7 protein-coding genes and 3 pseudogenes are annotated in these 13836 nt (G+C 35.0%); 3 read left to right on the top strand and 7 right to left on the bottom strand.

Annotation, left to right across the window (positions count from 1 at the left end; all coding sequences use genetic code 11):
* Positions 1-138 precede the first annotated feature (138 nt).
* Positions 139-630: a CarD family transcriptional regulator gene (locus ACEWFJ_RS11070; RefSeq protein ID WP_473692158.1), complete on the top strand. Its 492-nt coding sequence runs from the start codon at positions 139-141 to the stop codon at positions 628-630.
* A gap of 663 nt (positions 631-1293) precedes the next feature.
* On the opposite strand, the gene ACEWFJ_RS11065 is transcribed toward ACEWFJ_RS11070, so the two are convergent.
* The 5 genes and pseudogenes from ACEWFJ_RS11065 to ACEWFJ_RS11045 form a co-directional block, all read right to left on the bottom strand.
* Positions 1294-1434: a phosphonate ABC transporter permease gene (locus tag ACEWFJ_RS11065; protein WP_473692156.1), complete on the bottom strand. Its 141-nt coding sequence runs from the start codon at positions 1432-1434 to the stop codon at positions 1294-1296.
* A gap of 56 nt (positions 1435-1490) precedes the next feature.
* On the bottom strand, positions 1491-4853 hold the full coding sequence (locus tag ACEWFJ_RS11060; protein ID WP_473692154.1) for a tubulin-like doman-containing protein: 3363 nt from the start codon (positions 4851-4853) through the stop codon (positions 1491-1493).
* Between the two features lie 17 nt (positions 4854-4870).
* Positions 4871-6972, bottom strand: a pseudogene (locus ACEWFJ_RS11055) (vWA domain-containing protein).
* Positions 6973-7340: 368 nt separating this feature from the next.
* Entirely contained in the window at positions 7341-8378 is a 1038-nt protein-coding gene (locus ACEWFJ_RS11050) for a DmpA family aminopeptidase (RefSeq protein ID WP_473692152.1), read from the bottom strand.
* Positions 8379-8447: 69 nt separating this feature from the next.
* Complete coding sequence (locus ACEWFJ_RS11045) at positions 8448-8783, bottom strand: hypothetical protein (RefSeq protein ID WP_336481070.1); 336 nt, start codon at positions 8781-8783, stop codon at positions 8448-8450.
* A 176-nt stretch (positions 8784-8959) separates the two neighbouring features.
* On the opposite strand from ACEWFJ_RS11045, the gene ACEWFJ_RS11040 reads away from it, so the two are divergent.
* Positions 8960-9385, top strand: a complete 426-nt coding sequence (locus tag ACEWFJ_RS11040; protein WP_473692150.1) for a hypothetical protein — start codon at positions 8960-8962, stop codon at positions 9383-9385.
* 137 nt (positions 9386-9522) lie between these two features.
* On the opposite strand, the pseudogene ACEWFJ_RS11035 reads toward ACEWFJ_RS11040, so the two are convergent.
* A pseudogene (locus ACEWFJ_RS11035) lies at positions 9523-10241 on the bottom strand (class I SAM-dependent methyltransferase).
* Positions 10242-10462: 221 nt separating this feature from the next.
* Positions 10463-12168 (bottom strand): annotated as a pseudogene (locus tag ACEWFJ_RS11030) (peptide ABC transporter substrate-binding protein).
* Positions 12169-12951: 783 nt separating this feature from the next.
* Between ACEWFJ_RS11030 and ACEWFJ_RS11025 the strand changes: the two are divergent.
* Positions 12952-13440, top strand: a complete 489-nt coding sequence (locus ACEWFJ_RS11025) for a DinB family protein (RefSeq protein ID WP_473692148.1) — start codon at positions 12952-12954, stop codon at positions 13438-13440.
* The last annotated feature ends 396 nt before the right edge of the window (positions 13441-13836 follow it).

Raw genomic sequence — 13836 nt, 5'->3', positions numbered from 1 at the left:
TTATTTTTTAGTTTTATAAATATGTAACAATGATTTTATCTAATCAAACAAAAAATATTGACTATGATAATTATTTTGTGATATTATAAATAATTTTACTTATTATCTTATATATGATAAACTTAGAAAGGTTACCATATGGAGGTGGATTATTTGTTTCAAATTGGCGATAAAATTGTTTATCCAATGCACGGAGCAGGTGTGATTGAAGCCATAGAAGAAAAAGAAATCCTAGGAGAAAAACAAAAATATTATGTAATAAAAATACCAATTAGTAATATGGAAGTAATGATTCCGATGAAAAAAATGATACAATTACGTATACGATTAATTGCCGATAAGCTTACATTAGAAAATGTATTACTTATTTTTCAGTACGGCGAATCAGATGATTCACTTTCATGGAAGCAAAGATATACCCAAAACATGGAGAAAATGAAGACGGGTGAAATACAAGAAGGTGCTGAAGTAGTTCGCGACTTAATACGTAGGAATAAAGTAAGGGCGCTTAATACAAGTGAAAAACAAATGTTAGACAACGCACAAAAAATTTTAATTAGTGAATTAAGTTTAATTAAAGGAATTACTGAAAATCAGGCAATTGATTTGTTAAATACGAAAGTCGGCTAGGTAAAGAAATCCTTTTAAAACCGTTTTGAACTTGATTTAAAATTATATAAGATACCTAAAACGACAAAATAGCCTACATCTATTTTGTTTTTTTTTGCTTTATGTACCTCAATATGATATGATTACAAATACGATTTGATTATAGGAACATTACCCTCTAAGAAAAAATTCTTTTTCCTCTAAATGAATTATTCTCACCACTTTTTATTCTCATACTTCTAAGTATACGATGAGGTTCATTTATCCAAGCATTGTTTTTGGATATCCCGATTCATACTGGCACGGTCATCGGAGCCGTAAGGACGAAAGAGAGGTAGGGCTTTCGTTGTTTTGAGGTTTCAAAAACGATAATGAACATTTACTGTTCTTATCTTCCATTTTAACGTAAAAATGATAACAGATTTAAATATATGCTTATATTTGCTCGGTTCATATAAATAGGAAACACATCTTTAGTAATATTTTAAAAGTTTTTTATATGAAAACAATCAAGACAGTAAAATGGTTTAATAGTGAAAAAGGATTTGAATGTACGAAGTACCAAATGATAGTAATGTTACAGTAAATTGCATTCAAACAAGTTAACAGAGGTCAAAACCTAAGAATGTTGTAAAACTATATGAAAACGAAAAGAACATGCAACAGTTTGCTGCATGTTCTTTATTATTCTTCTCCAGTTTCTCTTTCATCTCCACTGATACATTCATGAATTGATTGACTCTCTTTCTCCTCCATACAAATCATCGCATGATAAATTTCTGAATATAGACCAAACACTTGATACACACTTCCAAGAAATGGCATAAGAATCCCTCTTTTCCAAATAATAAATTCCAAAGTTAAGGATTCCCTATCTTTTCTTAAACATTCGCATTTGTATCTTCCTCTTCTATTTGAACGTTAAGAAGATGTAACCATTTCTTATACGGGGCACTGTTTGGATCTACAAATTCTTTTGCATATGAGCGATTCCATAGTTGCTTTACAAATAAAGTCGCTTCTTTTTTTGCTGCTACTTCCGCTCCAGTCCCGTAATAAGCTTTAAAATATTGTTCAATTTCATCAACAAGTAATCGTAACAGTTCATCAGATGTTTCTTCTAACGTCGGATCATATTTCGCTTCCTTATCGTACATCAAGATAACATCTAAGATATTATGAACATGTTCTTTTCGAAGCCATCTTATATCTTGCGCACCTAATACAAATGAATGTGTATATAAATGTCCTCCGTGCTGCAATGCTTTTCCCTGTTCTTCTTCAAAACGAGAAATAATATTTTCATATATAAATGGATTATGAAGCAATGCACGGTGCAATTTATATCCTTCATTTGTTACATTTTTCCCCATCGATTGAATAAGAGAACTTCGGCCCACTCCGTTATATTGGTAAACGAACTGACCATCCACAGCAGCAAGACTAATCCAACGATATATATATGCATACAATAAAGCACGATTACACTTATCATAATCCAGCTTCGTTTGTGTTACATTTAAGTCTGGCATAAAAGCAGGTAAGTGCCAATACTTATCAAGATGCGGTGTTAAATTCGATTTACGAACGTTTAATTTATTTACGCGGCGATAATAAGACTGAAAGTAATCTCCCTTCTCGTTCACATAACCGTTTGCAATATGCCCAGACGATAATTTTGGGAAATCTTGCAGCGACAATCCGTAATGCGCACGGTAACATACAATTTCATACGGTGAAAAAGCTTCATCAACTGTTTCTTTTTCCTGGAACATCTCTTGTAGCGTCTCTTCATTTAACTCTTGATGAACAAGCGGATGAATACCCCAATATTGCAATTCACGATGATGCGCAACTTTCGGTATAAATGGACTTGCAAGATGCAGCAAATCTTCAATTTTCTCACTTACATACTCTGTCATATCACGCTTTTGAATAGCCGCTTCTTTTCGCAGTGCTTCAATAATATTTAATTCTAATTTATCTCGGTAGCGATCTTGCAATTCCTGCTCACAATACGTTAAAATATGTTTCCGATAAAAATCTTCTACTTTTTGTGATTGTCCTTCCTCTGCCTGCGCTCCTCTGCAATATTCACGATATAAACTCATATAAATTTCAGCAGATATCTCTTTTGGCAGCACACCATTGTTTACATGGTGATGAATATCGTTCCACATTTCTTCCTGCATTCGCTCATCTGCTAATACGTATACATTTGTTGGATTTGTTTTTCCCTCAAATTCTTTACTACGTTTTTGAATGTCTAATAATAAATTTTCACGAGTTTCTTGTAAATTATCAAAGAAACGCTCCCAATATTGAATCATTTTATCTACAGCCTGATATAAAGATTGATAAACAAGCTCTAATAACATTTCTTTTCGATATTCATTTAATTTGTGTACATATTGAGTTGCAATATCTTGAAATTCTTTTCGAAATACACGCTGTTCGTTGTGAAACATTTTTCCAAACCAACCTTGTTGCTGTGTCAGTTCAACACGTCTAACAGCTGTTACCGTTCCTTCAATATTGCTCACATTAAATTTTTTATCATAATTTTGGATAAGACTTCGTTTCTGTTCATTATTTTCATGCAGACGATTCATTTTTTCGGTTAACAATTTACGAATTTCATATAACATGTAACGTGCAGCGACAGGATGAACAGGATCTGTTTTCTTTAAAAACCATGTATTCAACTGATATGACTGGCCTTCTGAACCACTTGGTGTAAATCGATCAGTTTCAACCATATCATATATCAATGTTGTTACATGCTCATGTACACGGCTTGGTATCGCATACGCATATAAGCGTACAGCGTGGTCCACCCGTGCTACTTCACCTTTCATTTGTTCAGCAATTTTCAGCTTTGCAGCTGAAATTTTACACTCTCGCTGCAAGCGATTTAGCTCTTCATCTTTTTGTACCGTACGCTGCACATAATTTTCCACCGCTTCTAAAAATAATTTTGATTTTGATATACCAATTTTTCCGCCTTCTGCTCCTTCGCGCGTTTCATAATACATTTGCTTATAAAACACATGCGCCTGTTCTGGACGAGTCGCCAAATGTTCTAAATCTTCTAAGAAACTTTTTCCTCGCTCGGGTTTTTCACGCTGCATACCGCGGCGAACATCTTGCTCATACCGGCTTTTCTTATCTTGAAAAAGTCGATCTAAATGAAGCCACGATTCATCTAGCCCTTGCACTGCCCATTTTAAAGCGCAGTAACGAAGAACATTTTCGTATGGATAAATAAGTTTTGCAGCTCCTGCTCCGCAATAACGAGCTTTACCATTTGAATCAGCAAGTTGTTGAATTTGATTATCTTCTTGCGCAAAATGACTCGTTGACATCGGACTAAATAATTGTAAATAAATTGTATTTGTCATTTGTTCCATATAATCAGACAAACTATGCAAATGGTGACCATGTAAATTTTCATAATCATATAAGAAGCAATAATTGTATGGTAAATGATGCTGCATAATGGTGTGATTTGTGCGTCCGTCTTCATCTACTTGATCCGGACGATATTCTAACTCAATTGTAACGCCCCCGCGACGTGATAATTCTCCTGTAGATCCTAAAGTAATTGCGTGTAATTCTTTTAATGATGCATATCCGTTTGCCTGCACCGTTTCAAATTCTTTTCCGCTTATTGTGCGTGTTTTGACGAGAACATCAGGAAGTAAAAAAGCACCGCGAATTAAAATGTTGTGATGTTGCAACTTTTTCCGAAGCATTTCTCGTAAATATAGAGCGATTTGCAAAAACATACCGGAACCTGTGCCACCTGCTAATGACGTAACAATAATAACGCGCACACCGTATTCTGTTGTATCACTTGTTACCGGAAAAATCTTCTCAATTTCTTGCCAAAAAGCTGTTAATTTATCTTCCTTCATCGCTGCGCGAAGTGCTAGGCGAGAAATAACCCGAAGTTGACCAGCACCTTCTGTTAATGGTTTATCTAGTACAGTCGGGTCAATCGGAAACCAATCTGGAATCGTTGGATCTTCCGCCATATATTCGCGCGGTGTTTTACTAGAGCTCGTTTGTGTCACAAATTTACGAATATGCTGAAAGTGACTTAACGTATTAATATCTGTATCAAATACGTGCATCGCTACTTTTTTACGCCGTTCTTTCGGGAGCTTTCGGTAAATATCATGCGTAACTGTACTTCCAATTCCCCCGAGTCCAATTAAAATTGTTGGCACTTGAAAATCCATGTGAACCACCTTCCTATTTATTCACATTCATATCTATATACTTCTTTTCCATAACCGCGATCAATAACAACCATTTCGTTCGGATATAACGTTTTATACTCGCGTCCCGCTTCTTCATCTGTTAGGACCATACCATCAATCACCATGCCTGGTACTTGAGAATCTTTCGTAACAAATATAGATTTTGAGCCTTTTTTTGCAATAAACGTAACAGATTGCACTGTTTTCCGCTCCGCTCGAAATGGAATACCAAAATAATGATTCCACCATTTCGTTCGCAGTGGCTCTGGTTCAGATTTATATAACCAATCTTCCGCAATAGATTGGTCCCATTCATAATACATAAGAGCTTTCCTATGAAAACGCGGGCGAACTATCCATCCAACAATAAGAATTGTAATAATGAATAAGATTATACTAAATGGTAAAACGAACTGAAAAATGGTCGCATAACGCTCTAAAAAAGGAACGTCAATAATAGACAACGAAATTTGTTTACTAACTTTTTGCGATTGTGAATCTCGTAATGTGATGGTAGCTTCTATGATGCCGGTGTCTGTAAAATTAAATGTGTTGGAGTAATAAGGACGAGGATATACATATATTTGATTTCTATTTTGCTTTAACTCATAGTTGATAGATTTATGAAATGTAATAGTTACTGTTTTCAACAATTCCCTTACTTCTGCCTCTGACATTGATTCTTCATTTAATAGTGGTTGTATAATAAATGGTGCGCTATGCTCTAAATTTGTTACTTTTTCTTTATAATTCGTTGTAACAACTTTTAATGATAGTTTTGGTTTTGGAACGGATTGAATGCGAAATTCTTTCGTTTGGCGATAAAACCCTTTTATATTCATGTGCACATTTCCATGCACAGCGTCTCTCCCTATCTTCGTTTCATAGTAGAAGACTTTTCGTTTCCCATCCCATTGCATCGAATACATTTGACCATTTATTTCTATTTGAGCATTAAAATATGAAGCATCTACCGGTACATTTGTTGGTTTTGCTTCTATAATTGCTGTTTGATTTTCATAGATTTGTTCTGTTTCTTTTTTCGGGTCCTTTCCTTTTTCATATATGGAAACGGTATAATCTAACGCTGGTTCTACTAGTACTTTCATATTTTCCTTTGTCACTGCTTGATCAATTTCTACCATATATGTTCCTGGTTCCATTACAGCATTGTTTTTAGGCATAATATGAGTAATTCCACCATATAATCCCATTCCCGCCGGTGCTTGAATCGAAAATCTTGATTGTAAATTGAGTGATCCTTGTATATTTTGGACACGATACGGTATGTTTTGAGAAGATTGACCAACAAGCGTAATTCGTTTTAACGGAAATGGTGTTTTAACTTCAATCTTGTTTCCTACTATATTTGTTTTTACCGCTTCTTCTACTGATGAAAATGGATCACGATTCGCTATTAAAGCAGCGGCTTGGTTGACGCTGTGGATAACACCATCTTCTCCACTTGTGGGGAATACGATTCCATTTATCTGGTGTTTCCAAATATCTTTAAAGACGTTCATTTGTGCTTGTTCTTGCGCCCCTAAATTTTCTTCCATTGTAATTAATACTGCATGTAAAGAAATGTTTTTGGCTTCCATTTCTTTTTTAAAAGTACTGAGCGTTTCTGAAATCCTTTTTTTCCACTATCATCTTGTTTTTCTAGCTCATTAAACGCTCCATCTGTTAGAATAATAAGCCAAAATTCACGATTGGCATTTTCCTGAGCTTGCCTCTTAATAGATTGCATAGCTGTTTCCACTGATTGAAAAGGTGTGTTAACATGTTCATTCCATGTTTGAATCTTTTCAATTTCCTCTTGCCGTTTGTTATTCGCTAGAGAAACGGTTATTTCTTGCGATGGATGACTCATTGGTACATAAGAAAACGTATCTTTTTCATCTAACAATGCAATCAAACTTTGCAATGCATAATTTGCATACTTCCAGCGATCATTATTACGCATACTACCAGAATCATCATACACAAGTGAAACAACACGCTGCCTCGCTTCTTCTCCTTTCGCTAAACTAGAAAAAGGACAAATACATATAAGTAGTAAAAACAAAATAGATGTGGCTATGATTCGAATATGCATGTTGAAGCTTCGCCACCTTTGTAGACAAATTCCTATGTTTAAACTTATGAGAAGAAATACAAGATATGACTTGTATTTCGAAAAACGAACGAGAATATAATATTATTATGTAAACTATTATTTAATAAAAAATTGCTCATTGCAGTTTTTTATTTTCTTCTAATTTTCATCATAATTTGCTTTCTCACCCAATATTTTTGCCACTTCTCATTAAAGTACATTTCAACTTCCTATGCCATATATATCCGGTTTTAATTATATCGGTTTCTATAGAGTAATGAAAAACTGACATTTATACTTTAGAGTTTGTATGTAATAGTAATAACCAAAGCTCCGCTCTATAATTTATATTAGTTTACATAATTAAATTATTTTAACCTTAGTATATTTTTTAGATTTTCATAAGATATCGCCTCTAATTTTCTATTTCCTCTACCTTCTATCGTTTCTGCCATACATAAAGCATTCCAAATTGCCTCTTCTACAGCTTCAATTGTCATTGCAAATAAATGAGAAATTTCTTTCCCATCTTCACGCAAAAATTGATACTGCAATGATTCTGTAGTCGGCGTATGAGAAATACGATGTGCTGTTGAAAAGGCAATAACAATATCCCCGCTCCCATGCGCTCCGTAAGAACCCGCCTTTGCAAGTCCAAAAGTTGCTCGCTTTGCTATGCGATGTAATTGTCTATCACTTAACGGCGCATCGGTTGCGATAACAATCATGATAGAGCCATCTGGCAAAGTTTCTTCGTTCTCTTTTTGAATATATAAATCTTCTTTTCTCCCAAAATTCGTAACAACTAAAACACCCACCGTATACGTATCTTTTGTAAAAGTTATTATGCGTGAACTTGTACCAATTCCGCCTTTATATCCAAAACAAGCCATTCCTGTACCAGCTCCCACACACCCTTCTTCCACTGGGCCATTCTTTGCGTTTGTAATGGCCTCAATTGCGTGCTTGGGTCTTACATAAAGCGTTCGAATGTCATGTAAATGTCCATCATTACACTCTCCAACAACAATATTTACAGTTCCAGTTGTATCACCAATTTCTTCATTCTGCTCTAGCATATATCGTAATGTCCCTTCTAATACCGGAGCAACTGCAAATGTATTGGACAGCATAATCGGACTTTCAAGTACACCTAGTTCTTGTATTTGAATCGTTCCAATCGTTTTTCCAAAGCCATTAATAACATAAGAACTAGCGAATACTTTTTCACGAAATATATTTCCATCATGCGGTAAAATCGCCGTGACACCAGTACGAATATGCATTTCTTCCTTCAAAGTAACATGACCCACTAAGACACCTTCTACATCAGTAATGGCATTCCATTTTCCCACATCATATTTTCCAATTTTGACTCCTAGTTCACGTAACCGCACTCGCTTCATACTTTCACCTTTTTCTTAATTTTCTATCTTTTATTATAACAAAAATGAGAGTGCAATCTACAAGCACTCTCATTGTTTTACGTATACTTCTACAACTGGATTTTCTTTGTGATCAGCATGAAGACGAATGTTACTTTCTTTTACATTGTAGATATCCGCCAATAGTAATACTGTTAATATGTTAGGAAATTTGCTATCTGTGCCATATTTTCGTTCAAGTGCTTCCTTATATTCAAACGCAAGATCTCCTTGTATATATGTATACACTTCAAATCCATCTTGTAAATCACAGACAATGGTATCAATAATATCAGCTCCTACTTGACGTGTCATCTCTTTTCGAAGTGCATCCGTTAATGCATTCCATGACACTTCATACGTTTGAAATGTATCTGAATGATTCATTTTTTCTCTCCTTTTTATCTCACTCTAACAGGGAGTAACATTTTTCATTACTAGAAAACAGTCCTTCCTTATCATTCCCGTTTTTCACTGCAATTATGATGGAATAGACAAACGTACAAGCCGCTCTTGTCCCTTTATCATATCGTAATATTGGAAAGAGAAAGGGGCGAAATTATATGAGTTCTCATAAACATTTTCAGACATGTCGGCGTTATTATGGGCGAGTCGTACGTATTGAAGATTATAAAGGCAATATCCATATTGGAAGAATTGTTGATGTAACGGATGAATCAGTATGGATTGAACCCGTTCATCGCAAGCGATTTGACCACGGGTTTGGATTTGGTGGTAGCTTCGGCTGTGATTTCTGCGGTGGTTTAGGTGAATGTAACCATTGTGGATTTGGATTTGATGAATGTAGATCTGGTAGATCTCGTAGATCTCGTAGATGTGATAGATGTGGATTTGATGAATGTAGATGTGGATTTGGTGGAGGATTTGGTGGAGGATTTGGTGGAGGATTTGGTGGAGGATTTGGAGCCGTTGAACTTGGTCTTGGATTTATTTTCGGTATTTCATTAGCTGCTTTATTTTTCATTTAAAGAAAAGCCAACATATTGTTGGCTTTTTTAATAAAGTGAAACCTCCATCAGTGGGGTTCTTCATCCACCGCTGATGGAAAGCTCGCCCAATCGGACTTTTACGGAGAATGAAGTTCACCATTAATCAAAATTCCACTTTATTTTTGACAAATAAAAATTCGGTGCCCTAATATATGCTTGTATTGATGTAAAATATGTTCATGCGCAATCCATGCATGATACAAATCTTGCGAAATAAAATCCGATATATCCCACTCTGGTTCTTCTACATGTGCAGAAATCGTTGTTGCAATGGTTCCGCCTCCAAATACACGTACTGTTGTAAAATTTGCTTGTTCAAAGAGTACAATCCATTCTTGCGCTGTTAACAGCTGCTCCATTCCATATAAAGTTAATATATTTTTTCCTCATGCATTGGTAAGTGTTGCTCGATTACCAATTCAATAACAAGCAGCGTCCCGCCATATTGTAATACACGATAACATTCATCTATCGCTTTTCTTTTATTTGTAAACGCAAGAACGGATTCTCCTAATACAATATGAAACACTTCATCACGAAATGGCAGTTCTTCTGCGTTTCCTGCAATGAGTTCAATATTCACTCCATCCTTGTACCATCTTTTCTTTGCTTTTTCAATCATCGTTTCGTTCATTTCAACTGCACTTACACTTGAGCCATATTGTTTTACAATATAGGAAGCTGTCTTGCCCGTTCCACAACCAATCTCTAATAATTTTGTATGCTGGTCTAATGAAAGCTGTGTTAATAATTGCTTTGTTAGCGTAAAACCTCCTGGATGTGCACTGCCAATACCAAACGCTGCAAGGAAATCTAAATAAGAATATTGTTTCATATACATCTCCTCTATCTCATATTTAACGGGCATATTGAAAAAAGAGATACAGATAGAAGATTCCTGCCCGTAAAGACCATATGAATGGGATTTAATACAATAAACAAAAATATCAATTAATGAATGTTCCCATTTATTGTAGTACTGCATGTGTATTCATCACACTTCAAAATGTGCACATAGAGAAAGAGGATACGTTACCGCATCCTCTTTTTAAATAATTATTTATCTTCTTTTTCAGTGATATATGTCCACTTGTAGCTGAAATCACCACCAACATTATGCTTAACAATGTTGTGTACAGTTGGACGTTGTAAGTAAGAAGTTCCACGTTGGTACAGCGGTGCAATTGCAGCATCATCAAGTAACATCTTCTCAGCTTTCGCAAGTTGTTCCCAACGAGTTTTCTCTTGTGTTAATAAATCTGTTTTACCTTTTTTAACAATGTCATCGTACTCTTTATTTGAGTAACTCATTTGGTTATGAGAGTTTGTTGTTTCAAACATATCGATGTATGTCATTGGATCTGCATAGTCAGGACCCCAACCAGCGTAAGAGATATCAAAGTCTTGATCTGTTTCTAGTTTTAGTTTTTGCTTAAATGGTTGGTTTTTCAAGTTAATTTTTAAGCCTGGTAAGTTTTTCTCTAATTGCTCTTTTAAGTACTCACCAATTTTCTTCGCATTATCAGTATCGTAGTTTAATAATTCAAGTGTTACTTCGTCTTTACCTAACTCTTTCTTCGCTTCATCCCAAAGTTTTTTCGCTTCTTTCGGATCATATGATACAGATTTTACATTTCCATTAATTGTACGGAAATCTTTATCATCTGGACCTTTTACGAAGTCAGCTGGTACAAGATAGTCAGCTGGTTTAGAACCATCATTTAAGATTACGTTCGCCAACGCTTTCTTATCGTATGATTTTGCGATTGCTTGACGAAGTTTCTCATTTTTAAGCGGTGTGTCTTGTTGTTTCAGGCGTTTTTCGTTTAATCGTAAGAAGAATGTAGATGGCTCTAAATAGCTTCCAAATTCATCTTTCTTCGATTTATATTTATCAACATATTCAGCACTTAAAGCAACGCGATCAGCTTGGCCGCTTTCATATAAGTTAACACGAGTAGATAATTCTTTTACAACGTTAAAGTTGATTTCGTCTAACTTAACTGTGTTCTTGTCCCAATATTGATCATTTTTCTTCAGCTTCCAACCTTGCTCGTGTTTCCACTCTGTCATAGCAAATGGACCGTTGTATACTAAGTTCTCTGCTTCTAAACCGTATTTATCGCCTTTTTCTTTTACAACCTTTTCATTTAACGGATAGAAAGAACCGAATGTTGTTAATTCAATAAAATATGGAACTGGGTTGTCTAATTGCACTTCTAATGTATTGTCATCAACAGCTTTTACACCTAAAGAATCAACTGGTGCTTTGCCTTCGTTGATTGCCTGTGCATTTTTCACATCATACATAATAAATGCGTATTCAGCAGCTGTTTTTGGATCTAATAAACGTTGCCATGCAAATACGAAATCTTTCGCTGTTACAGGATCACCATTTGACCATTTCGCATCTTTGCGAAGCTTAAACGTATATGTTTTTCCATCATCGCTCTTTTTATACGATTCCGCCATACCTGGAGTTGGTTTTTGGTCTTTATCCAGGCGATATAATCCTTCCATTACGTTATTTAAAGCAAGGAAAGACACTGCATCTGTTGCTTTAGAAGAGTCCATAGACGGAATTTCTTGCGTTTCTAGTAAGTTTAACACTTGTTTTGATGCTAACTTACCTTCTGTTTTTTCTCTTCATTTTTTGGCTCTGTGCTTGCTTTTTTGTCCCCTGACCCTGAACATGCTGTTAAAGCCACGCTCATTGCTAACACTGGCGCTACTACAGCTGAGATTTTTTTAATCTTTTTCATTTTGTACCCTCCCTAATTTTATGTACGATACTACTTGTGAGAAACTTTTTTGATAACTTTATGTTTCTATATAGTTATCAGAAAATTTCTATTAATTAATATTCTACTAATTTTTTCGATTTTGTAAAGTGGTATTATTAAAAAAATTAAAAAAATTATTTTATTACAGTAATATTTATAATCATTCTGTAAAATAACTCAAGAAAAAAGGCATCCTCTTACTATGTGGATGCTTAAACCCTTTTATTTATTACTATTTATTACTATTTTTTTAAAAAACATATAAAACAATCATTTACAATATATTGCATTCTTATACATATCCTCTTTATGATTCTTTCATTTTATTCTCTTGTATTTCCAGCAAAACTTTCTCATGTTTTGTCTGACAATTTTATTTTTACTCTTCGTAACAATAACAACACTCTTTTTATTTCTCACACTATATAATTACGGACTTCTAACATAAAGTGAAACTTCCATCAGTGGAGGTTTTCTTCATCCCCCACTGATGGTTAGTTGAACCAATCGGGCTTTTATGGGATAAAGCGATCGATACTAAACAAAAACGCTAATCCTTTTTACAAAATAACTTCCAGTGTGGAAAATCCATCGCCATTAACTGTTACTGCATCCTTTCATTTTCTTTATTAAAATTTTGGCTTTGTTAAAGAACATTATTGATTTTTCTTATTGAACAAACGAAGCAGGATAGTTAGAAGAAGGATTAGGACATTAAGTATGGAATAAGTTTTTTAAACACCAAATAAAGGAGCGTATGTAATGCATACAAACGAATATGAATGGGTCAAACAGACTCGATCCGTACTTCTTGACTTTTGTAAAGAACTAGAACCAAATGACTTTACTCGCCAAATGGGGTTCGGTTGGCAAAGCGTGCGAGATACAATGGTACACATAGCAGACTGTTATAACGCTTGGCTTGGCTCATTTGTTTTATTAAAAACGAAGAAACCGCTCACTTCAAAGGAAGACCTGCAACAACTCAGTTTGAACGAAATAAAAGTACGCTTTGAACATATAGATTCTCTTGTAAATGAAGTATTTGAAGTACTTGCCCATCACATGGATGAGCCGATTCAGAGGGAAATCCCTTGGAGAGAAGAAGGAGAAACGTTATCAATTACACCTGGTAAATTGATAACGCATGCAATCACTCACGAATTCCATCACAAGGGACAGATTTCAGCTATGATACGCCAGATGGGGTATGAACCTCCAAACACAGATGTGTTAGGAACTAGTGATTAGAGAGAATACGTGTGTTGCTTCATTTATTGAAAACAGAAAGTAAAAAGCATGGCACCAACATATGTGAGGTTGTTTTAAGCAGCCTTTTTTATTTTTGATAAAATAGAGAGTAAATTTCCCTCGGATTCATCACGCCCAGCGTATCCAAAAGATATTTTGCGGAACTAGACGATGCAGTATTTTTTGTTTTTCATATATGAAAAAACCGATGAATCCGTCTACTTCTTTTTATACCAAATTAATAATAAAGTGAAGCTTCCATCAGTGGGGGTTTCACTTTATTAGATCTTTATCGGAAAATTGGCAAGAAAACCCCATCTTCAAAACGCGCGGGGCATAGCCCAGTTTAAGGTGGAGATGAATTGCCATCGCATTTGTAAAGATATTTTCGTAGCA

It is taken from the genome of Bacillus sp. EA-CB0995 (assembly GCF_055814245.1).
This window is presented reverse-complemented; position numbering and strand designations above follow the sequence as displayed.